This window comes from Kangiella taiwanensis (assembly GCF_020005165.1).
In the GTDB taxonomy this organism is placed as follows: domain Bacteria; phylum Pseudomonadota; class Gammaproteobacteria; order Enterobacterales; family Kangiellaceae; genus Kangiella; species Kangiella taiwanensis.
Map to the genome: position 1 here is coordinate 376,390 of NZ_JAHCLT010000001.1, position 22,761 is coordinate 399,150.

The 22,761-nt window shown below is 44.4% G+C and carries 23 protein-coding genes; 18 read left to right on the top strand and 5 right to left on the bottom strand.

From position 1 onward, the window contains the following. Window positions 1–14 precede the first annotated feature (14 nt). From thiC to glpE, 13 genes are all read left to right on the top strand, one after another. Window positions 15–1,865 (top strand): phosphomethylpyrimidine synthase ThiC, encoded by a 1,851-nt coding sequence (thiC, locus tag KFK88_RS01830; protein WP_223576951.1) that lies wholly within the window; start codon window positions 15–17, stop codon window positions 1,863–1,865. 8 nt (window positions 1,866–1,873) lie between these two features. Further along, complete coding sequence (locus KFK88_RS01835; protein ID WP_223576952.1) at window positions 1,874–2,938, top strand: FAD-dependent oxidoreductase; 1,065 nt, start codon at window positions 1,874–1,876, stop codon at window positions 2,936–2,938. After that, complete coding sequence (gene thiS, locus KFK88_RS01840) at window positions 2,928–3,125, top strand: sulfur carrier protein ThiS (RefSeq protein ID WP_223576953.1); 198 nt, start codon at window positions 2,928–2,930, stop codon at window positions 3,123–3,125. Before KFK88_RS01835 ends, thiS begins: the two co-directional genes overlap by 11 nt. Before the next feature lie 162 nt (window positions 3,126–3,287). Then, on the top strand, window positions 3,288–4,070 hold the full coding sequence (locus KFK88_RS01845; RefSeq protein ID WP_223576954.1) for a thiazole synthase: 783 nt from the start codon (window positions 3,288–3,290) through the stop codon (window positions 4,068–4,070). Beyond that, complete coding sequence (gene thiE, locus KFK88_RS01850) at window positions 4,070–5,581, top strand: thiamine phosphate synthase (protein ID WP_223576955.1); 1,512 nt, start codon at window positions 4,070–4,072, stop codon at window positions 5,579–5,581. The genes KFK88_RS01845 and thiE overlap by 1 nt, the downstream gene beginning before the upstream one ends. After that, window positions 5,574–5,918 (top strand): rhodanese-like domain-containing protein, encoded by a 345-nt coding sequence (locus tag KFK88_RS01855; protein ID WP_223576956.1) that lies wholly within the window; start codon window positions 5,574–5,576, stop codon window positions 5,916–5,918. The genes thiE and KFK88_RS01855 overlap by 8 nt, the downstream gene beginning before the upstream one ends. An 82-nt stretch (window positions 5,919–6,000) precedes the next feature. Further along, window positions 6,001–6,495: a PH domain-containing protein gene (locus tag KFK88_RS01860; protein ID WP_223576957.1), complete on the top strand. Its 495-nt coding sequence runs from the start codon at window positions 6,001–6,003 to the stop codon at window positions 6,493–6,495. Further along, window positions 6,485–7,981 carry a PH domain-containing protein gene (locus KFK88_RS01865; protein WP_223576958.1) on the top strand — a complete coding sequence of 499 codons (1,497 nt, stop codon included), beginning with the start codon at window positions 6,485–6,487 and terminating at the stop codon, window positions 7,979–7,981. Before KFK88_RS01860 ends, KFK88_RS01865 begins: the two co-directional genes overlap by 11 nt. Window positions 7,982–8,192: 211 nt before the next feature. Beyond that, on the top strand, window positions 8,193–9,389 hold the full coding sequence (locus tag KFK88_RS01870; RefSeq protein WP_223576959.1) for a glycine C-acetyltransferase: 1,197 nt from the start codon (window positions 8,193–8,195) through the stop codon (window positions 9,387–9,389). A gap of 19 nt (window positions 9,390–9,408) precedes the next feature. Beyond that, on the top strand, window positions 9,409–10,434 hold the full coding sequence (gene tdh, locus KFK88_RS01875; protein ID WP_223576960.1) for an L-threonine 3-dehydrogenase: 1,026 nt from the start codon (window positions 9,409–9,411) through the stop codon (window positions 10,432–10,434). Between the two features lie 10 nt (window positions 10,435–10,444). Further along, entirely contained in the window at window positions 10,445–10,900 is a 456-nt protein-coding gene (locus KFK88_RS01880; RefSeq protein WP_223576961.1) for a GNAT family N-acetyltransferase, read from the top strand. A gap of 3 nt (window positions 10,901–10,903) precedes the next feature. Continuing rightward, window positions 10,904–11,518 (top strand): rhomboid family intramembrane serine protease, encoded by a 615-nt coding sequence (locus KFK88_RS01885; RefSeq protein WP_223576962.1) that lies wholly within the window; start codon window positions 10,904–10,906, stop codon window positions 11,516–11,518. Between the two features lie 8 nt (window positions 11,519–11,526). Next, complete coding sequence (glpE, locus tag KFK88_RS01890) at window positions 11,527–11,838, top strand: thiosulfate sulfurtransferase GlpE (protein ID WP_223576963.1); 312 nt, start codon at window positions 11,527–11,529, stop codon at window positions 11,836–11,838. Window positions 11,839–11,847: 9 nt separating this feature from the next. On the opposite strand, the gene KFK88_RS01895 is transcribed toward glpE, so the two are convergent. Continuing rightward, a complete protein-coding gene (locus KFK88_RS01895; protein WP_223576964.1) occupies window positions 11,848–12,081 on the bottom strand; it encodes a putative signal transducing protein in 234 nt (77 codons plus the stop codon). A 149-nt stretch (window positions 12,082–12,230) separates the two neighbouring features. Here KFK88_RS01895 and KFK88_RS01900 point away from each other — a divergent pair, with 149 nt between their 5' ends. Together KFK88_RS01900 and ubiA are read left to right on the top strand one after the other, a co-directional pair. Continuing rightward, window positions 12,231–12,770, top strand: a complete 540-nt coding sequence (locus KFK88_RS01900) for a chorismate--pyruvate lyase family protein (RefSeq protein WP_223576965.1) — start codon at window positions 12,231–12,233, stop codon at window positions 12,768–12,770. Window positions 12,771–12,783: 13 nt separating this feature from the next. Beyond that, window positions 12,784–13,656: a 4-hydroxybenzoate octaprenyltransferase gene (gene ubiA, locus KFK88_RS01905; protein ID WP_223576966.1), complete on the top strand. Its 873-nt coding sequence runs from the start codon at window positions 12,784–12,786 to the stop codon at window positions 13,654–13,656. On the opposite strand, the gene plsB is transcribed toward ubiA, so the two are convergent. From plsB to KFK88_RS01920, 3 genes are read right to left on the bottom strand one after another with little or no spacing between them, the layout of a single operon-like run. Beyond that, the gene (plsB, locus tag KFK88_RS01910) at window positions 13,618–16,137 is read right to left on the bottom strand and encodes a glycerol-3-phosphate 1-O-acyltransferase PlsB (RefSeq protein WP_223576967.1); all 2,520 of its coding nucleotides are present in this window, start codon (window positions 16,135–16,137) and stop codon (window positions 13,618–13,620) included. The two genes, ubiA and plsB, sit on opposite strands and share 39 nt — an antisense overlap. Window positions 16,138–16,155: 18 nt before the next feature. Further along, complete coding sequence (locus KFK88_RS01915) at window positions 16,156–17,382, bottom strand: pyridoxal-dependent decarboxylase, exosortase A system-associated (RefSeq protein WP_223576968.1); 1,227 nt, start codon at window positions 17,380–17,382, stop codon at window positions 16,156–16,158. Between the two features lie 53 nt (window positions 17,383–17,435). Beyond that, window positions 17,436–19,013 (bottom strand): acyl-CoA ligase (AMP-forming), exosortase A system-associated, encoded by a 1,578-nt coding sequence (locus KFK88_RS01920; protein ID WP_223576969.1) that lies wholly within the window; start codon window positions 19,011–19,013, stop codon window positions 17,436–17,438. A gap of 140 nt (window positions 19,014–19,153) precedes the next feature. Between KFK88_RS01920 and KFK88_RS01925 the strand changes: the two genes are divergently transcribed. After that, window positions 19,154–20,287, top strand: coding sequence for a VanZ family protein (locus KFK88_RS01925; RefSeq protein WP_223576970.1), 1,134 nt, complete (start codon window positions 19,154–19,156; stop codon window positions 20,285–20,287). Window positions 20,288–20,326: 39 nt separating this feature from the next. Here the strand turns inward: KFK88_RS01925 and KFK88_RS01930 are convergent, their stop codons facing one another. Beyond that, window positions 20,327–20,851: a hemerythrin domain-containing protein gene (locus KFK88_RS01930; protein ID WP_223576971.1), complete on the bottom strand. Its 525-nt coding sequence runs from the start codon at window positions 20,849–20,851 to the stop codon at window positions 20,327–20,329. Window positions 20,852–21,210: 359 nt separating this feature from the next. Here KFK88_RS01930 and KFK88_RS01935 point away from each other — a divergent pair, with 359 nt between their 5' ends. Together KFK88_RS01935 and rpe are read left to right on the top strand one after the other, a co-directional pair. Then, the gene (locus KFK88_RS01935) at window positions 21,211–21,963 is read left to right on the top strand and encodes a DUF3050 domain-containing protein (RefSeq protein ID WP_223576972.1); all 753 of its coding nucleotides are present in this window, start codon (window positions 21,211–21,213) and stop codon (window positions 21,961–21,963) included. Between the two features lie 120 nt (window positions 21,964–22,083). Further along, entirely contained in the window at window positions 22,084–22,761 is a 678-nt protein-coding gene (gene rpe / locus KFK88_RS01940) for a ribulose-phosphate 3-epimerase (RefSeq protein ID WP_223576973.1), read from the top strand.

Below are 22,761 nucleotides of genomic sequence, written 5' to 3' on the forward strand. Positions count from 1 at the left end.
TTTTGGAGACCGATATGGCAAAGAACGATCCGATTGAATTAAATCAACACACGATTACACGCGATCCCCTTCCTGCATCTAAAAAGGTGTATATCGAAGGCCAGATCCATAAAGATATTCGCGTGCCGATGCGTGAAATCCAATTGACCAATAAAGGCAAAGTCACGGTCTACGATACGTCTGGGCCTTATACTGATCCGAATGCTGAGATTGATGTCCGTAAAGGCTTACCGGAAGCACGCCGTGATTGGGTCGTTGGTCGCGGTGATGTTGAGGAATATGAAGGCCGTGAAATTAAACCGATTGATAACGGCTACACTGATGATGATAAAGCCTTCGCTACGCACAATCCTGATTTACAAAGAAAGCCATTGCGCGCGAAGCAAGGTCAAAATGTCACGCAGCTGCATTACGCTCGTAAAGGCATTATTACACCAGAAATGGAGTACATCGCGATTCGTGAAAACCAACGTCGTCAAGAATGGCTAGAGTCTGAAACGTCAGAAGAACGTGAAAAGCGTTTAAAAGGTGAGTCGTTTGGCGCAAACACGCCGGATGAGATCACGCCTGAGTTTGTACGTAAAGAAATTGCTGAAGGTCGCGCAATTATTCCAGCCAATATTAATCACACTGAACTCGAGCCGATGATTATTGGGCGTAATTTTTTAGTCAAAATTAACGCGAATATTGGTAACTCAGCGGTTACTTCAAGTATTGAAGAAGAAGTGGAAAAGTTGGTCTGGGGCATCCGTTGGGGTGGCGATACAGTAATGGATTTATCAACCGGAAAAAATATTCACGCAACCCGTGATTATATTTTGCGTAACTCGCCTGTGCCGATTGGAACAGTACCGATTTATCAAGCTTTGGAAAAAGTGAATGGTGTTGCAGAAGATTTAACGTGGGAGGTCTTCCGCGATACGCTAATCGAGCAGGCTGAGCAGGGCGTCGATTACTTCACGATTCACGCAGGGGTCTTGCTACGTTACGTTCCTTTAACGGCTAATCGTGTCACAGGTATCGTATCTCGCGGTGGTTCGATCATGGCGAAGTGGTGTATTGCACATCACAAAGAAAACTTCTTATACACACACTTTGAAGAAATATGTGAAATCATGAAAGCTTACGACGTGAGCTTTTCGCTTGGTGACGGTTTGCGTCCTGGCTCATTAGCTGATGCTAACGATGAAGCACAGTTTGGTGAATTAGAAACGTTGGGTGAATTAACAAAAATCGCCTGGAAACATGATGTCCAAGTGATGATTGAAGGCCCGGGCCATGTTCCAATGCACATGATCAAAGAGAACATGGAAAAGCAATTGGAAGCGTGTGATGAAGCGCCATTCTATACGCTTGGACCGTTAACCACCGATATCGCACCGGGTTACGATCACATTACTTCCGGTATTGGTGCGGCAATGATTGGTTGGTACGGATGTGCCATGTTGTGTTACGTCACACCGAAAGAGCACTTAGGTTTACCTAACCGTGATGACGTAAAAACAGGCATCATTACTTATAAATTGGCGGCGCATGCAGCCGACGTGGCGAAAGGCCATCCTGGCGCGCGTTACCGTGATGATGAATTGTCAAAAGCACGCTTTGAATTCCGCTGGGAAGATCAATTTAACTTAGGTTTAGATCCTGATACAGCACGTGAATTTCACGATGAAACCTTGCCAAAAGACTCTGCAAAAGTAGCTCACTTCTGTTCTATGTGTGGACCAAAGTTCTGCTCCATGCGAATCAGCCAAGATGTTCGTGACTATGCAGCTGAGAAAAAGAAAATTGAACAAGGCATGCAAGAAAAGTCAGAAGAGTTTAAAAAGCAGGGTGGCGAAATTTACGTTGAGCTAACTGACTAACATACGTGATGAAGTTAGCGGTTATCGGCGCCGGAGTTGCTGGACGTCTACTAGCATGGCGTCTGGCAAAAAGCGGCTACACAGTAGAACTCTTTGAGAAGCAAGAAAAGGGTGAGCAAAACGCTTGCTCTTTTGCCGCTGCCGGAATTCTATCGCCATTGGCTGAGCTTGAAATGGCGGAGCTGGATATTTTTACATTGGGCAACCGCTCAATGCAGCTGTATCCACAGTGGTTAAAACAGTTATCGACGCCAGTCTTTTATCGACAAATTGGCTCCTTAGTTACGGCACATGGCACTGACAAGGTCGAGCTGGATCATTTTTATCGAGTGGTTCAGCGAAAGCTTGGTGCTGATGGATCATCGCAGCCTCTGGTTGAGAAAATTAATGTTGGTGACAAAGAAGTAGACTTAAGTCACTTAGGTGATTGTTTGTTTATTCCAAGCGAAGGGCAAGTCGATCCGGTTGGGTTAATGAAGAGTGTGATACATGACCTGGAGCTGGCTGATAAGGTTACCGTTCATTATGGTCAGAACATCGCTGCGGTTACTCAAAACCAGATCGAAATTGCTGGTAAGCAAAAGGACTTTGATTGGGTCTTCGACTGCCGTGGACTCGGTGCAAAAAATGACTTGCCACTTCGAGCGGTACGTGGAGAGCTGTTATGGTTAAAAGCACCGGATGTCGAGATAAAGCATTTAACTCGATTGATTCATCCGCGTTATCGAATTTATGTTGTGCCAAGGCCGGATAATGTTTACTTGATTGGTGCGACTGAAATTGAAAGTGAGGATTATAGTCCTGTGTCGGTGCGTTCGAGTTTAGAACTATTGTCAGCCGCGTATAGTGTGCACCGAGGTTTTGGTGAGGCGAGAATTATTCATAATGTCGTCAATTGCCGACCAGCATTACCCAATAATTTGCCGTTAGTGCAAACCGATAATGGCCTAACGACAATTAATGGTCTCTATCGCCATGGGATATTGTTAGCCCCTGCAGTAGTCGAACAAGCAATAAATACGTTTGAGCAAGCAGCTAATAAAGAAATAGGAAATGTTCAATATGCAAATTGAAGTCAATAGTGAAGTGTTGGATATTGAGCAAGGCATGACCTTGTCACAATTTATTGAGTGGTTTAAGCAAGAAGGTAATTTTGCTGTTGCGGTGAATATGGAGTTTGTACCGAGATCGCTTTACGGTGAAACAGTGCTGAAAGAGAATGATAAGGTGGAGATTGTTCAGCCGATGCAGGGCGGCTAAACCCCAAGTCGTTGCAATTACTTTGTTAAAAATCCTTTTTCTACAAAGTCATTTACATAAGTAAACTCCTTTTCGAAAAAGGTTTTTTGCCGCGTACTTGCTTAGCCTTGGGCTTTAGCATTACTAAAAAGAATAGCAGACCAGTTAAAAGGTTATGAGTAGATGTTAAAAATCGGTGGTAAAGAAGTTAACAGTCGATTGTTTTTAGGTACGGCTTTATATCCGTCGCCTCAGATCATGTTGGATGCGATACGAGCATCTGGCGCGGACATTGTTACCGTGTCAGTGCGTCGCGAGGGTCAAGGTGGTGAAAACTTTTGGAAACAAATCAATCAATTGGATTGCCACTGGTTACCTAATACCGCAGGCTGCCATACGGTGAAAGAAGCTGTGACAACGGCGGAGATGGCGCGTGAGTTGTTTCAGACCAACTGGATCAAGTTGGAAGTGATCGGTGACGAATATAACTTACAACCCGATCCGTTTCAGTTAGTTGAGACATCTAAGGAGCTGACTAAACGTGGCTTTGAGGTGTTCCCATATTGCACTGATGACTTAGTGTTGTGTCAACGATTGCTCGATGCTGGTTGTAATATTCTGATGCCTTGGGGCGCTCCAATTGGAACTGGCCGTGGCTTAAGCGATCCTTATGCGCTTCAAACATTACGCCAGCGATTGCCCGAGATTCCAATGGTGATTGATGCAGGCATAGGCTTGCCGTCTCATGCAAGTCAGGCAATGGAGATGGGGTTCGATGCTGTGTTGTTGAATACAGCAGTAGCACAAGCTGAAGATCCTGTGATGATGGCGCAAGCATTTAAGCGTGGCGTTGAAGCGGGGCGCGATGCGTTTAAAGCTGGGGCGATGCCAGTTCGCGATATTGCAAAGCCGAGTACGCCAGTTTTGGGCACGCCTTTTTGGCAACAAGATAAGGGCGATGCTTAATGGCATACCGGATGAAGCCAGTAGCTTGGACCGTTGCTGGCTCTGATACTGCAGGGTTGGCTGGCCAAGTGGCTGACGTCAGGGCCATGGAAGCGTTGGGCGTGCATCCTTGCATGATAACTACAGCAGTGACTGCGCAGAACAATCAACAAGTTGTCGCTTTAAATCCTCTTTCTTATGAGCAGATCGAGTCTCAGTTTAATGCCTTAGAAAAGGACTTTTCGCCTGTGGCAGTTAAAGTTGGCTTATTGCCAACCGTGGATGCTTTGAAGGCGTTGAGTGAGTTCCTCGAACATTATAAGGGACTAGTCATTGTCGATCCTGTACTCGCAAGCAGTTCTGGCAAGCAACTAGTCGATGATGAAACCTTAGAAAAATATTCAGAACTATTGGCTAAGGCAACATTGGTAACGCCAAATATTCCAGAGCTGGCCTTGCTCAGCGGAATTGAGATCACGGATGAAGAGTCTATTGCAAAAGCAGCGCAGTACTTATTAAACCAAGGTGCTAAAGCGGTATTAGTAAAAGGGGGCCATACTGAGTATTTGGGCAACATACATGATGACTATGTACATGATTATTTCATCAGTGAGCGGCATACATTCTGGCTACACAGCAAAAAACAAGATACTGACAATACACGTGGAACGGGTTGTGTTTTAGCCTCTGCAATCACGGCTGCGTTAGCACTTGGCCATTCTTTGGAGGATGCGGTAGTCATTGGAAAAATGCTACTTAATCAAGGGTTGCGACAGGGGTACAGCATTACCACAGAGACTGACTATCAAAAAGGTCCTTTAAAACCTCTGCATTGGCCAAATGAAACTCAAGATCTACCGCTAATAACCGCCAGCATGACAGATCCTGTGGATTACCATTTTCCGCAGTGTGTTGAGCATGGTAGCGATCAAGAGACGTTAGGTTTATATCCTGTGGTCGAGCGCGCTTCATGGCTTGAGCAGTTATTACCACTCGGGGTGACAACAATCCAGTTACGCGTTAAAGACTTAAGTGGCGAGGCGTTAGAAGCTGAAATTGAGCAAGCAATACAGATTGCTCAGAAATATAAAGCACGTTTATTCATCAATGATTACTGGCAGCTCGCGATTAAACATGGTGCTTATGGCGTACACCTTGGTCAGGAAGATTTAGAAACAGCCGAACTAAGCGCAATATCAAACGCGGGTTTAAGACTCGGCTTAAGCACCCACTGTTACTATGAAGTGGCACGAGCTCATGCCATCAAACCGAGTTATTTAGCTTGCGGTCCAGTCTATCATACTGACTCAAAAGACATGCCTTGGATTCCTCACGGCATTGAGAACTTAATGAAGTGGAAGGAATTACTACCAGACTACCCTTGGGTAGCGATCGGTGGAATTAACTTAGAGCGCTTTCCAAAAGTGGTGCAAACCGGAGTGTCGGGAATTGCGATGATATCTGCGATTACACAAGCCGACGAACCTGAAGCGGTGACCAAGACAATGATGGAGATGTTTCGACATGAATGACTTCCTGTTCGAAGATTCAGACACTGTGCAATTTATCGAGCCGTCACAATTACAACAATGGCTATCCCAAGAAAATGCGCCTTTGATAATCAATGTTACGGGAGACGACACAGCGCTTGAGGCGTCTTCATTAATCGCTACCAATACACTTTCTGTGGCGATCACCGAGTTTGCTAGTGTGATTAACGAATTGGATCCGGACGAGCCAACGGTTGTAGTATGCCAATTAGGTCAGAAAAGCTTCAATGCGGCACAGCGGTTAATCGAGTCAGACTATAGCTGTGTATTTAGTTTGCATGGTGGGTTAGAAGCATGGAAACGACAGCTTGGCGATTAGGATTACGATAAAAAATGTAACATTTCAACGCTGGTCTGAGTCTGCCCGCTGACTATAATAAGAGTGACAGAAGGAGATAATAATGTCAGAAAAACAATCACTTATCGACGTCAGGCCACAAGAGTCAAAGCGACTTCACCCTGACTCAGTTAAAGCTTCGCGCATCAGTCATGGTATTTTTGCGTTCATTTTATTATTAGGCGGAAGCGTTGCTGCTTTTTTTGCTGAGAGTTGGTTGCTGTTAGGGATCATTGCATCGGCAGTGCTGTTGATTTTCTTAATCGGTTATATTTGGGCGCGGAAATCTTATCAGTACACTTGGTACTGGTTAACTGAGGAAGGGCTGTATATCCAAACGGGTGTTATTTGGCGTCGAAAGACCTTGGTGCCGCGAAATCGTATTCAACACACCGATGTCGCGCAGGGGCCATTGCAGAGAAAGTTTAGCCTAGCAAAGTTAGTCGTATATACCGCTGGCACACGCGATGCTTCGGTACCGCTGGATGGTCTAGAATTTAGCGTAGCTAACGAGCTTCGCGAACAACTCAGACAAGATGGCGATGACGATGCAGTCTAAAGAAGAGCGTAAGCTGCATAAAGCGTCACCAATATTTATCCTGCTGGATAATATCAAAAAAATCATTTTCCCAGTATTGATCGCCTTAGTCGGACCTGGTGGCAGTTACTGGGAATATATTGCCTTGGCGATTGCGCTACTCGTGAGTTTGGCATCAGTGATTCAGTACCGATTTTACCGCTATTGGCTTGAGCCGAATCAAATCCGTGTCAAAGAAGGCATCCTGTTCCGCAATGAACGACAAGTGCCTTATAAGCGCATACAAAATCTGAACTTGACGCAAAACCCGCTTCATCGAATTTTAGGGGTGGTGACAGTGCAACTGGAGTCAGCTTCAGGGGGAAAGCCTGAGGCCGTGATCAATGTAGTTGATATGGACGCGGTAAAGGAGCTTAAACGTCTAGTACACGGTAATGAGGAAGATGCTGAGGCGCTTGACGAACAGGAGGTTGTTGAAAAAAAGTCAGCGTTACTGCGTCTACCTTTCGCTGAGATTGTTCGTTATGGCGTGATTACCAACAAGGGCTTGGTTATCTTGGCAGTAGTGTTCGGATTTATGTCGCAGCTGAGTGATGGTGCTTTAAAAGATTATATTGAAGACAAAATCGTCGCTTTCGCTGATTGGATAACGGCCAGTTTCGACAGCTTTATTGGTGATTTAGGGGCTTTAACGATTGTTGTGTATGTGCTGGTGCTGGCCGTGTTGGGCTTACTTGGCTTGTGGTTACTGTCCATTACCTTTGCGTTATTTAAACTGCATGATTTTGAGTTAATAAAAAATAAAGGAAAGTTACAAGCGACCATGGGGTTGCTGACGCGAATGCAGGCGACTATTCCTATGTCGCGTATACAAACCCTGACCATTCGTAATTCGTTGCTACATCGCTGGTTCAAGCGACTGACAATGAGCGTTGAAACAGCGGGTGGTGTTAACCACGAAAACCAAGGTTTGACCTTAAAGGAAATCGCGCCATTGTTTGTATCATCACGCCGGGAAGAGTTGTTGCGGGAGATTCAGCCCGATGTATCTTGGCAAGAGGTGGAGTGGAAACCAATCGAGTCTCTGGCGGTGAAGCGAATTACTAAAAAGCTGGTGCTTGTGAGTGCGGCGCTGTCAGCTCCACTGTGGTTTGTGCATTGGGGCTGGATACCAGTCGCGTTTACCAGTTTGTCTCTTCTCGGGTGGCTGTATGCGAGAACCTACGTAAAAAATACGGCTTATTGTCTCGATCAAGAGATGATTGGCTTTAAAAGTGGTGTTATCTTCAAGAAAGAAACCTATGTCCGCTTAAGTAAAATCCAAACCGTTCAGGTGAAAGAGAGTGTGTTTGATCGTCGCTATGGCATGGCCAAGCTTGAAGTCGATACCGCGGGTGCCATGATCGGGGCGCATCATGTGGATATTCCCTACATTATGCTTGATGACGCATTGCGCATACAAAATAAGCTGGTTGAGCGTGTCAGTCATCAACAGTTCGTTTGGTAACGCCAGAGAAAAGTGATCTGCTTCGCCCCACAAGATACTCCACAATGCAGGCCAGCGTATCAAAGCTGGCCTGATCAATGTTAGAATAGTGCCAATTGAGGGCAGGTGGCGCTTATACCTTGTAAAATCACTAAAACGGCTAGGCGCTAAGTCTGTATCACAACATTAATGAAATGTACTGGCTAACACCGGATAAATGAAAAGGTACCCCATGAATAAAGATTTTCTAGGACATCTTCAGTCTCAAATCGAGGAAGTCAAAGCTGAAGGCTTATATAAAAGCGAACGTGTGATCGATTCACAGCAAGCAGCTGATATCCATGTGACTACTGGCGAGAGTGTTTTAAATTTTTGTGCCAATAACTACTTAGGCTTGGCTAATAGTCCTGAATTGATTCAGGCAGGTAAAGAAGCCTTGGATAAACAAGGTTATGGCATGGCATCCGTACGCTTTATCTGTGGTACCCAAGATGTGCATAAAGAACTAGAAAGCCGCATTAGTGACTTTTTGGGCATGGAAGATACCATCTTATATTCGTCGTGCTTCGATGCTAATACGGGTCTTTTCGAGACCATTTTATCAAAAGAAGACGCGATTATTTCTGATGCTTTAAACCATGCCTCAATTATTGATGGGGTTCGTCTGTGCAAGGCGATGCGTTACCGCTACAGCAACAACGACATGGCTGACTTAGAAGAAAAGTTAAAGCAAGCTGATGCAGACGGCGCTCGTTACAAGCTCATCGTAACCGATGGTGTCTTCTCAATGGATGGCATCATTGCTGATCTGGAAAGCGTCTGCGACTTAGCGGATAAATACAATGCGCTAGTGATGGTTGATGATTCGCATGCTGTGGGCTTTATCGGCGATAAAGGTCGCGGTACTCATGAACACTGCGGTGTTATGAGTCGTGTTGACATTATCACGGGTACTCTAGGTAAAGCGCTTGGTGGTGCGTCAGGTGGTTATACTGCAGCGCGCAAAGAAATTGTTGAATGGCTACGTCAGCGCTCACGTCCTTATTTGTTCTCCAACACATTAGCACCGGTCATTGCTTCGACCAGTTTGCGCGTCTTAGACATGCTGGAAAGTGGCGATGAGTTGCGCCAAAAGCTTAAGCGCAACAGTGAATATTTCCGTGAAAAGATGACAGCGTTAGGCTTCGAGCTTGTGCCTGGTGAGCACCCAATTATTCCCGTGATGTTGGGCGATGCGTCGCTAGCCAGTAATTTTGCTGACAAGATGCTGCAAGAAGGTATTTACGTGGTTGGTTTCTCTTTCCCTGTAGTACCAAAAGGGCAAGCACGTATTCGTACTCAAATGTCAGCAGCTCACGACATCGAACATATTGATCGCGCCATTGCTGCTTTTGAAAAAGTAGGCAAAGAGTTGGGCGTGATTAGTTAATTATTGAAACGAGATCATTATGAAAACATTGAGTAAGGCTAAAGCAGAAAAAGGAATCTGGATGGTTGACCATCCTAAGCCAGAGCTTGGGCACAATGATGTGTTGATTAAAATTAAGAAAACGGCCATCTGTGGTACCGATATGCATATTTACCACTGGGACGAGTGGGCGCAGGAAACGATTCCTGTGCCGATGACGGTCGGTCACGAGTATGTCGGTATCATCGAAGAAGTTGGCCAAGAAGTAAAAGGCTTTAAAGTGGGTGATCGCGTTTCAGGTGAAGGTCATATTACCTGTGGTTTCTGTCGTAACTGTCGTGCAGGCCGCCGTCACTTATGCCGTAACACTGAAGGCGTTGGCGTTAATCGTCCCGGAGCCTTTGGTGAATACTTGGTAATTCCTGCTGAAAATGCTTATAAGATTCCAGACGACATTTCAGATGATGTCGCCTCGATTTTGGACCCATTTGGTAATGCTGCGCATACTGCCTTATCGTTTGACCTAGTGGGAGAAGATGTTCTGATCACGGGTGCTGGGCCAATTGGCATGATGGCTGCTGCGATTGCTAAGCATGTTGGCGCGCGCCACGTTGTGATTACCGACATGAATGATTACCGTCTGGATTTAGCAAAACAGATGGGCGCCACGCGCACGGTTAATGTGACCAAAGAAAAGCTTGAAGATGTCATGAATGAATTAGGCATGACCGAAGGTTTTGATGTTGGTTTAGAAATGTCAGGTGCGCCACCTGCATTTGCATCTATGCTAAACACCATGAATCATGGCGGTAAAATTGCCATGTTAGGCATTCCTTCAAGCGATATGGCGATTGACTGGAACCAAGTGATATTCAAAGGCTTAATCATCAAAGGTATTTATGGCCGTGAAATGTATGAAACTTGGTACAAGATGATTGCCATGGTGCAGTCAGGTTTAGATTTATCACCAGTGATTACTCACCGTTTCGATATCGATAAGTTTGAAGAAGGTTTCGAAACCATGGCCAGCGGCCAGTCAGGTAAAGTGGTATTAAGCTGGGACTAAGATAAGTTTGATGCGCTATCAATACTCGATAAAAAGCTGGGCAGAGCTGAATACGTTAGACCTCTACCAGCTTTTACAACTCCGCTCCGAGGTGTTTGTAGTGGAGCAAGAGTGCGCTTATCAAGACTTGGATGGTCAGGATTTTGAGTCGGTACATTTGACCGCAAGAACACCAAGCAACAAATCCTTGATGGCTTATGCTCGAATCTATACCACCAAAATTGAAGAAAAAGAGTATGCGGCTATTGGGCGTGTGTGTACCGCTAAGACATATCGTGGACAGGGTGTTTCGCGCCAGTTAATGGAATATGCAATTCAATACATCAAGGAAAATCAAAAGTTACCCATCACGGTCAGTGCTCAGGCTTATTTGGAAACCTTTTACCAGTCTCTGGGTTTTCAAATGGTATCGGAACCTTATCTTGAGGATGGAATCCCACATATTAGAATGGTGAGAGAGAAGTAGCGTATGTTGAAAGACTTTTTAGCACGTGCGGGTTGGATGACCAAGCTACTAGTAGCGATTAGCGTTATCGTTACGATTGTGACATTGTCAGGTAGCAATCAGTTAACCGGGTATTTCACTTTTAACTGGGAGCTGATATTACAGGGACAGGTCCATCGGCTAGTGACCCCGATTTTTCTTCATTTTATGATCGGCTCGTTACCGATCCACTTAATCTTTAACATGATGTGGTTGTGGGATCTGGGAGGCTCGATTGAAAAAGAGCGGGGCCCTTGGTACTTGCTGGGATTAGTTTTGATCATTGGTATTGCCTCAAATATGGCACAGTATTTTGGCGAGTACTTAATCGAAGGTTTTGTTAATCCTCGATATATTTTTGGTGGTATGTCTGGCGTGGTTTACGGTTTGCTCGGCTTTATTTTTATGCGCCGCAAATTTGATCCCTTTTTCCGCGTTGAAATGCATCCTGGGATCATGCAGTTTATGATGATATGGCTAGTGCTTGGTTTTGTGTTGAACTCAACTGGCATGATAGGCATTGCCAACGCTGCGCATCTGATTGGATTGGTTACAGGCGGAGCCCTCGGCGTATTAACCTCGAAAATTAAAGCATTTTAGTGATAGGTATGAACTTTAAACGTATTAGTATTGATGAAGTCAATCGCATGAGCGATCAGCAAACCATCAACGTGATTGATATTCGAGATCCTCAGTCTTTTGCCGCAGGTCACATGCCACATGCGGTCAATATCAATAATCAAAATGCGGGCGACTACATAGAAAGTGCGGATAAACAAACGCCGTTAATTGTGGTCTGCTACCACGGGCATAGCAGTCAGCCTGCTGCACAATACTTCGCAGCGCAAGGGTTTGAAGACGTGTACAGTATGGACGGCGGTTTTGAGGTTTGGAAACTGAACCATCCAGTGGAAGTCTAAACACTAAATTTACGCTGAGAAGGAATCGAAGTTACTATCCGTAAACTCTTCATTAAGGATCTCTTTGGCACGAACCAAGTTTTCCTCGTCTACCATTAAGGGAACTTCACCAATCGCTGAACCATAGGTACTATGGAAGCCATCATGGAGCAAAGTTGCTTCAATTCCATGAGCTTCAAGCAGACCTTTTGCAATGTGAGCCTGCATATTATCAGCATAGGTTTCTACCACCGCTAGCGCCATAGCCAACTCCTTTTCAATTCGCTGTTTAGGTTATTAAGACATGCACCTGTGATTTTTTCAAGAGCAGTATATGATATTGATAAACTAGGGTTTATGGATTGAATCCAGTACAATAAGCGAAACTTTATTGTGCAACAGGCGAATAATCTATGGATTTTAAGGTATGGCGAAGTACAAGCGATGATGTCATCCAAGCACTGCCGTATCATGTTGCTGAATGGGTTGCTGAGTTTGGCTCCTTAACGGAAAAGCTTGGACACTATGTCGATAAAGTTCGTTTAGATTTACTCAAGGAAGCCACCGAGCAGCCAATAAAAACGGAGTCGGACTTGCTTAACCTTAAAGAAGAATTAAGCCAGGTTCGTGAAGTTGTGTTGTATGGCCCAACAAAGCCCTGGATTTACGCACGAACGATCGTGCCATTGTCTGATGGAAACTTGATTTTGGATCTAGGCAAGACACCATTAGGAAGTATATTATTTACTTCCAGTGAGTTAAGGCGTCGTTCGTTAGAAGTGATGCAGTTGTCAAAAGAGCATCGATTGTACCAAAAAGCTAAGACGTATATGGACGAAAAGGCTGACGCAACACCATTATGGGCAAGACGTTCGCTGTGGGCAAATGAGGACGAAAGTAAAAAGTTACTCTTGCTGGAAGTATTCTTACCTGATTCGCCACTGTATCAATAATTAAAACGACATCATGAAACTGACACTAAAAAAAGAGCACTGGCAATATTATGCGCAATTAATGCGCCTAAATAGGCCCATCGGAACTTACCTATTGTTATGGCCTACTTTATGGGCATTGTGGATTGCTGCTGAAGGACTCCCAAGCTTATGGATATTGGTCGTATTTTCTCTGGGAGTATTTTTAATGCGCTCAGCGGGTTGTGTGATCAATGATTTCGCTGATCGAGATTTTGATGCTCATGTTGAGCGAACTAGGCAAAGGCCCTTAGCACAGAATAAAGTGAGCAGCAGTGAGGCCATAACCTTATTTTTGGTTTTGGTATTGTTGGCTTTAGGGCTGGTCCTAACCTTAAATTGGCTAACGATAGGATTAAGCGTTATCGCTTTATTGTTAGCTTCAATGTACCCCTTCATGAAGCGTTACACCTATTATCCTCAAGCTGTACTTGGCGCCGCATTTTCTTGGGGTATACCCATGGCGTTTGCTGCGATAACAGGTGAGGTTCCTCACATCGTTTGGCTGATCTATATCTCGACGTTGCTCTGGGTACTGGCTTACGACACTTTATATGGAATGGTCGATAGAGATGACGATCTTAAATTGGGATTGAAGTCGACCGCAATATTGTTTGGTGAGATGGATTTAGCTTTAGTTGGGATGATTCAAGCAATGTTTTTATTCGGAATGTTACTGGTCGGCCAACAGTTAGACCTGACATTTTATTATTATATCGCTTGGGCAACATCTGTCGCATTGATTGCAGGACAAATGTGGCGTTGTCGCAAGCGTCATCCTAAAGAGTGCTTCAACGCCTTTTTAAATAATAATTACGTCGGTATGAGCCTATTTCTCGGGCTTGTTCTCCACTACTGGTTGGGTTGATTGCTTGGTTTGCTTCAAGCTTCTTGATGCTTGTTGCAAGCCTTGCTGAACCGGTACGCTGAGTAAACTTAAGACTGTATTGTAAAGCAGGCGACAAGCTTCTGTTGGACGCATGCCAGCGCCCTCTGTGTGATCAACCCAGTCCTCGTCTTTGAGTACTTTGACCAAATTTCTAAACAAGTTTTTATCGAAAAACTCTGGAGCATTAATGCCGTGTAAGGCTGCAATACGTTGCGCTAGTTTTTGGCTTTCTTGCTCAAGCTCAGCGCGACGCAAGGTTTCATCCTCGCGTAAGCTGTGCAATAGCGTTAAACTAATAGCGTATCGTTGTAATGCAGGTTGGACAGCTTGTGCTAAAGTCATTAGTCGGGACCAGTTACTGTCTTCATCTGCAGGTGCCATCAACTGGTTTTGGGATTCTTTAAGTAAACCTAAGGTGACGAAGCTGTCTATGATGTGATGGAGCTGCTCATCCAATTCGTCATGAGTCCAGCGAATATACAACTCTTGGTAAAGGAAAGGATAAATCAGTTGGACTAAATCGATAACTTGTTCACGGCTAACTTTTTCATGGCGCTGAAAGATTGCCGCGATGAGTGATGGTAACGCATAAACGTGAAGGATGTTGTTACTGTAATAGGTTGAAAGAACTGCTTCATCCCCTTCGATAGAGACAACATCGCCCGCTGGGTCCGAAAACTCTTGGACCATGCCCAGTTTTAAGGCTGTGTTTAATAATTCAAGACCACTGTTTTGAGGCAAGTTAATATAAGGGCTATAGGGAGCCGATTTAGCTAATGTAATTAGCATGTCGAGATGCGAAATCAACTCTTGTTTATCCATAGCTTGACGCGGTGTGCCGAGCAGACTCAAGCTCACTAAGCAAACGCTATTGACGCTGGCTGAGGAGTTAATTCGGCGATTGATTTCATCACCTAACGCTGACACGCTATTAGAAAGCCACTCTGGACGATCTTCCTGATCTAAAGAGGCTTGTTGCCAGTCGATGTTGCGTTGTTCAAGAAAATCCTGAAGTTTAAGTGGCTCACCAAAATTCAAGTACACTTTACCGTAAAAACGCTTAAGCGCTTTTCGAACACCAAGCAATTGGCCAAATGACTCTTTTTGTTTCGTTTTACCGCGCAGTTCACCGACATAGCTTTTTCCCTCGAACATGCGTTCATAGCCTATATAAACAGGGACAAAAAGAATCGGCTTCTTTAGGCCGCGTAGAAGGCTTTGCACGGTCATGGCGAGCATGCCTGTTTTTGGCGTAAGCAAACGACCGGTTCGGCTACGCCCACCCTCTTGGAAGTATTCGACTGGCGTGCCTTTATTAAACAGACGATACAAATATTCGTTGAATACAGCAGCATAAAGACGGTTACCGCGGAAACTACGACGTAAGAAGAAAGCTCCACCACGGCGTAAAATCGAGCCAACAGGCCAAAAGTTGAGGTTAATACCCGCGGCAATATGCGGTGGGGCTAGTCCTTCATGATACAACTGATACGACAACAGGAGATAATCAGCGTGGCTTCGGTGGCATGGCACATAAATGATTTCGTGATCTTTTGCCATCTGACGAACTTCTTTGAGGTTGTTAACTTCAATTCCCGCGTAGATTTTGTACCAGACACGGGTCAGCAAACTCGACAGGAAGCGAATCATGCGTGGGCTGAAATTAGCTGCGATTTCTTTAACGTATTTTCCAGCCTCTTTATTGAGATCCTGCTCAGTACGCTTTCCTTTAGACTTTTCACGCTGAATAACTTCTTGTACTGAATCAGAAGCAACGATACCAGCAATTAAGTCACGACGATTTTCGGTGCGGGGGCCAACAGTAGCCACCCATGCGCGATTGAAGTGAACTCGCATAATTCGGCTCAATTTGTGAGCATTTCGCTCAGCATTCGCATTCAGATCGATCTCTGGTGAGGTGAGCTCTATAGGTTGCCCATACTGTAGCAAGCATTGGCGTCCTGAAAAGAGAATAATTAAAAACTTTCCTAGTCGCCCCGACTCTTCGATACTGGAAATGAAATAGCGAAAGAAAGAGCGTTCTTTGCCAGGGTTTCGTCCCCAATAAACCGAAACGGGGACAAGCTTAAACTTAGTGTCTGGATTAGCTTTTTGAGCGTTCAGTAGTTTAACAATGGAATCTTTGTGCTCAGCATTGACTTTGTTTCTTCGGAAAATGCTGGGTCGCTTGTTAAGAAATAAACAACTACCTTGCGCAGGGATACTTCTTTTATGATCGGTAACTTTACCGATGGGTAAGCCTAGCTGCTCGCCTTGACGCTTGAGTAGCTCGATTGATGTCATGGACTGAGTACGTAGAACGTATACGATGTGATCGTCTTCAGACAAATGAAATTCTGAAACCGGATCGGATGGCGCGCGCTTTTCTCTAACCAGTAGCTTTAAGGGAAGGCGCAAGATGGCCAGTGAAAAGCTTTTAATGCTTGATGACAAGGACATAAGTTACAGTAACCTAATTTATAGTAATAGTTGTACGGGGTGCGGATGGCTTAGAAAGTCCCTAGGACTAGCACTAAAGCCATAAGCCCCGGATTGGTAGACACCTATAATGTCACCAATCTCTGCTGGAGGTAGTTCGACATTTCCTCCAAGTATATCGAGGGGTGTACAAAGAGGACCAACGACGTCGACAGACTCGAGTTCATTCGCGTCCATCTTATTGACCACGGCTAAAGGGTAATTTTTTCGGATAACTTGTCCAAAATTACCAGAAGCAGCAAGGTGGTGGTGTAATCCACCATTAGTAACCAAGAAGCGTTTGCCACGAGAGATCTTGGTATCGGTCACCTCGCAAAGGTAAATTCCTGCATTACCAACCAAGTAGCGACCCAACTCCAGAATGATTTCGCATTGTTCAAATGTGTTGCTGTAATCTTGACGCAATTTTTTAAGGTTGTTGGCTATTGGCTCTAAATCCAGCTCTGAATCACCAGTAAAGTAAGGAATGCCAAAGCCACCACCAATATTGAGGTGAGTCAGTTTTAATTGGTATTGTTCAATCAACCGCTCGACTAAAGCGAAGATATTGTTATGGGCGCTGATGATCGACTCTGGACGTAAGTTTTGTGAGCCTGTAAAAATATGCAAGCCGCGTAATTCAAGCTTCTGATGCTGGAGAATGTCCATGACGTCGTTTAATTGCTCAACATCAATACCAAACTGTTGAGAGCCACCACCCATCTTCATGCCCGAGGATTTCAGCTCAAAATCGGGGTTGAGGCGAAGCGCAACCTTTGCTTCGAGATCAAGCGAGCTTGATAGATCGGCGATCCGTTGTAATTCGGTAGCTGATTCGACATTAATCGTGATACCGCTGGCCAGTGCCATGGTCAATTCTTGTAATGATTTACCTGGGCCTGCAAAACTTAAGTTGTTTGTGTCAGTTGAGGTAGCAAGGGCTATGGCAAGCTCTTTGCCAGAAGCGACATCCAGTCCATCAACTAAATCCGAGACATAACAGACCAGCGGAGAAAAAGGATTCGCTTTGATCGCGTAATGCAGGCTAATGTCTGGGAAAAAGTGACGCAAACGCTCCACATTTGCTTTGATCACCGCTTTATCATAGACATAACAGGGTGTTTGCCCAGCGATTTGGACCACTTGGCTTACCGTTTTACCCGCAATCAGTAATTCTCCATTCTGACTGGAGAACTGTGTCATGGGTGTATGTGTCTTTGATGTCATATTTAACCTATATGTTTCAACCGCTCTAGCGTTTAGCAACAGCTTTGCAATGCTTAGTTTGCAAGATATTGAAATTCTTGCGCCAATGCTTTGCGATCGATTTTGCCATTAGGGTTGCGCGGCAGTTGATCGACAAACTCAATATATTTGGGCTGCATAAAATTCGGCAGCTCCTGCTGGCAAAAGCGTTTAATCGCTTTGACCGCAGCTTCATCAGCTGGTTCGGCACCTGTTGGTTTAATCACCACAAGAACAGCCTGCCCTAATTGGGAGTCATCAATGCCAAGCGCAACAACCTCATCAACCAGCTCAAAATGATATAGCGTATCTTCGAGTTCGGCTGGGCTGATGCGATATCCCGAGCATTTTATCATATCGTCCTGCCGACCGATAAAATAAAGAAAGCCATCGGCATCACGTTTTACGGTATCGCCAGACCACACAGCAATTTCAGGAAGAACAGATTCGTCATTCGGTAACGGCTTGAAGCGAGCGGATGTTTTTTTAGGGTCATTCCAGTAGCCTAAGCTGACGTGAACACCGCGGTGGACAAGCTCGCCTGCTTCGTTAGCATCACATTCGCTGCCATCAGGCCTTAACACTAAAATCTCAGCGTTGGGAATCGCTTTGCCCATTGATCCTGGATGTGAGTCCAACTCAGAGGGTTCTAAGTATGTCGAGCGAAACGCTTCTGTCAGGCCGTACATTAAATAGGGGGCGGTGTGAGGTAAGTTGCGACGAAGCTGCTGCAGCGTGTTCTCTGGCATAGCGCCGCCGCTGTTTGTAATGTAACGCAAGCTATTCTTTGCAGCATCTGGCCAATCGAGTCCAGCAAGCTGAACCCAGAGAGGAGGAACTGCAGCAAGCCCAGTGATGCGATGTTTTTCGACTTGGCGGATAACATCCCGTGGTAAAAGATATTCCATAAGGACGACTTTCGCACCGACCAGCAGTGCGGTAGTCACTTGGCTTAACCCATAATCAAAACTCAGTGGTAAGACGGCGAGTAAGACGTCATTTTCATTGTTGTGCAAGTACTGGCTAACGCTCTGGGCACCTGCGATCAGGTTCTGATGGGATAAACACACTCCTTTGGGTTGCCCAGTTGAGCCTGAGGTATATAAAATCGCCGCCAGATCTTTTGAGATGCGTGAGCGGGTTCGGCTGTCTGTGTTTTGTGGGAGTTTTGACCAATAATGCGTGTGCAGTGTTTCGGGCGCTGAAAAATTTGTTGATTCATCGACTAATAAAAGGTGACCTAAATCCTCGCATTCATCGAATATGCGTTGTAATATCGTGCCCCGCTGTGCGCTGGTCACTAATAGCTCAATATTACAATTTTGCGCAATGTAGCTGACTTGTGCAGGCTTCAATAACGGATTGATAGGAACAAACACTAAGCCCGCGCGACTGGCTGCCAAAAAACTTATCACGGCTTCAACCTGTTTTGGTAAATAAATACCAATTCGGCTATTTGGCTGAAGCCCAAGTTCGATAAAGTAATCAGCTAACATGTCAACTGCTTGGTTAAGCTGCTGGTAAGTGAGCTGTTGCTTGTTATCGTCGAGAGCAACTTTATCTGCAAACTGTTGACTGCTTAGAGAAACGATATCGTCAAACTGGCAAAGCATCCGAATTCCGTTATTATTAATGTGTCACTAAAACAGTATTTTAGCGGTTTAGGCTAACTGCGTCAGCTAATGACGATAAAAATAACCATCAATCAAAGCTACGGCTGGCTGATGGCGGGATAGGTAGAGAAGGACTGGTAATGAGATTGATTTGGTACATCGTTATTCTATTTATTGCATACGGCTCCTTGTACCCGTTTAATTTCGACTTTTCACGCCCTCTACCGGATGACCTAGGGGCTTGGTTGTTAAACTGGCAACAGCGAACCATTCGTTCTGACGTGATCGCCAATATCCTACTGTTTATCCCTTACGGATTTTTTGGAGCTTTGACGGTTCAACAAAAGCAGCGTCGTAACACCTTGTTTTCGATACTGTTTATGCTCTGCATTGGTATCCTTTTCGCATTTTTCTTACAGTTTATTCAGTTTTATCTACCTTCGCGTGTGTCGCACGCTGCCGATGCATTATTAAACGCTATTGGTATTCTAATTGGTATTTCGCTCGCAGCTTACTCCAACAGCCAGCGTATCCAGCGCATGATCCCAGAGGGGCTCCGACTGGGAATTTCACCGGCGTTTCTCGTGTTATTTCTTTGGATTGGATGGCAATTCTTCCCATATATCCCAGTATTTGAAACCAAACAGTTCGGACAAAGTCTCGATACCATTGTCAGAAGCACTTGGTCTGCATCATTATGGCTACAACACGTATTATTCTGGTTGGTGTTTTATCATCTAGTACAGCGCGTACTGGGTAAAGAGTACCGTTTGAGTTTTATCACCTTGGTATCGATCTTTGTGATCATTATTAAGCTTGCTATGTATCGTTCTCAGATGGGTTGGAGTGAAATTACCGCGATACCGCTAGCGATGATAGTTCATCATCACTTAAACCGGCAGTGGATGATTCCATTAATTGCCATTAGCAGCACGATGCTTTTGCTATGGGTAAATCTATTTCCGCTGACCTTTAAGCAAAGCATAAATAGTTTCCAATGGTTGCCATTTGATGATTTTTTAAAGGGCTCGACTTGGTACAATTTAAGCGAGCTGATAGAAGAGTCATTATTGTTGGCGTCGGTAGGTTACTTTTATGCCAAATGGTGGAGACATTATCGCTGGGCAACCACATTCTTGGTTGTACTGTCTGTGGGTATCACTGTGTTGCAATTATTTATCGTTGGGAAAAAGCCTGATATTACGTTATTCGTGATGGCTTTGGTGATTGGAATTTTACTTGTCAGATTACAAGCGATAAGTCGAGCTGGCTGAAATCCCTTTCAGCGACTATCGTGTTAGACGAATTTACAACTATGGCTGGTACAGCGTGTAGAGTTCGTTTTCTTCAAGTGATACACGATGTGTCAATACTTCGCCCACTTGTTGGTAATCATTTGGAAAATGCTTTTGTAGTATTTTCATATCGTGTGGTTTCGAGTAGCGCTTACAGAACTTAACCACTGCATGAGCGATGTCATTCATTTCACTTCGGAAATCTCTAACCAACTCCATAGAAGTACTATCATCAGATAAATTTTGCTCAAGATAAACGTAAAACTTAACGTTTTCTTTAAGAAGGTGTGCTTGGAAGTCGCGTTTAAATTGAGTGACTAAGTCAGCCAATTTTTGCGGGTTGTTGGCTTGGTACCCAAGTTCCCACATCTGACCAAAAAGTGTCACCAAATGACTGTGGTCGTTTTTTAAATTATCAACAAGTCCCGGGTCGAACTGTATCCCCTTCTTATTTCGCGCAGCGTTTTGCTGTGGCGGAGGCGGAGACGCTGGCTTTTGTTCAACCGTAGGTCTCTTAGAAAAAAAATCTTTAATAAACCCCATCGCATGATCCTCAGCTAATTAAAAATATTGAATTTATTTCTCTTAGTATTCTCCTAGTAGACACTAAATATGAAGGATTTTCAATCTCTATAACTCATTAATAAATAAGGAAATAATGCGTATTTGCATTATGCAGTATTGCATAAGTATCTATTCATATTTGCAGAAATAATCAAAAAATAAATTTAAATGATAACCAGGTCATAAAAAAATAAAAAAATGAGCCTGTAAATATAGATTTTTTTAAAGTGGTGTGATTACTAGATAGAGAGCGTTGAAAAAAATGTTCAGGGAAAATTATAAAGTCAAATCTGCATCATCTGATGGGAGATAGATGCGAACCACTGTGAGGAGCCACCATGTTAAAAGAACAGTTAAAAGATAAATTGGAAGCGTTGAACCAAGAATTATCCAACCATGAAACCTATAAATCATTGGACAGCTTAGAAAGTGTTCGAACATTTATGGAGTATCACATTTATGCGGTATGGGATTTTATGAGTCTCCTGAAGTCGCTACAGCAACGACTGACCTGTGTAGATGTACCGTGGGTTGAATCAAAACAAGATCCTGAGGTCGTGCGATTTATTAATGAAATCGTGATCGGTGAAGAGAGTGATCTGGATCCGGATGGAAATGCTATTAGTCATTACTCGCTGTACTTAAAAGCTATGGAAGAAGTCGGTGCGGATACAAGCCGTGTAAAAGAGTTTATTGAAACGCAAAACATGGAGTTAATTCCAGAAGGTGCGCGTGAGTTTGTGGATTATAACTTAAAGGTCGCTCGAGAGGGGACGGATGTTGAAGTCGCGTCAGCTTTTTTGTACGGGCGAGAGAAACTGATCCCCGATATGTTTACGGCAATAAAAGACGTGATGTCAGCAGAGAAAGTGGAATGCCCAACGCTGATTTATTACCTAGAGCGCCATATTGAGTTGGATGGTGATGAGCATGGACCGTTAGCTGAAAAATGCTTGCAAGCATTATGTGGTGATGACAAAGCTAAATGGCAAAGTGCTGAAGATGTCGCGGTAGAAAGTTTACAGTTACGTTCCAGCTTATGGGACGCAGTATTAACAGCGATTATCAGAGAGCAAGAAAAAGCTGCGTAATCTGCGAGTATTCCACAATCAGCTAATGATAAGTTGAAGAGCAGGGAAGCTTTCGCTGCTTAAATAGAAGTCGTGGTAAAGATTCTGTAGAATGGTCAAAAACTTTACGATAGACCTATTATGCAAAATATTGTTATCGCGCCTTCTATCCTTTCCGCTGACTTCGCCCGTTTAGGCGAAGAAGTTGAAAATGTCCTCAAAGCTGGCTCTGACTGGGTTCACTTCGATGTCATGGACAATCATTATGTACCTAACCTTACGATAGGCCCGATGGTCTGTCAGGCTTTACGTGATTACGGCATTGAAGCGCCAATCGATGTACATCTAATGGTTGAGCCTGTTGACCGTATCATCCCTGACTTTGCAAAAGCTGGCGCGACCTATATCAGTTTTCATCCAGAAGCATCGAAACACGTTGATCGAACCATTGGCTTAATTAAAGAACATGGCTGTAAGGCGGGTGTCGTATTAAACCCAGCGACGCCAGTGAGTGTTTTAGAGTATATTATCGACAAAGTGGATCTCGTGTTGTTAATGTCGGTAAACCCAGGTTTTGGTGGTCAGAGTTTTATCCCATCGACACTTCGCAAATGTCAGCAGGTGCGTCAGCTTATCGATGAAACAGGTCGCGATATCCGTTTAGAAATTGACGGTGGTGTTAAAATCGACAACATTGAAGAAATTGCTGCTTGTGGTGTGGATACCTTTGTTGCCGGGTCGGCCATCTTCAATACCGATGATTATCAAGCTACGGTCACTCAGATGAAGGCCAATGCTGAGAAGGGCGCCTCACGATAA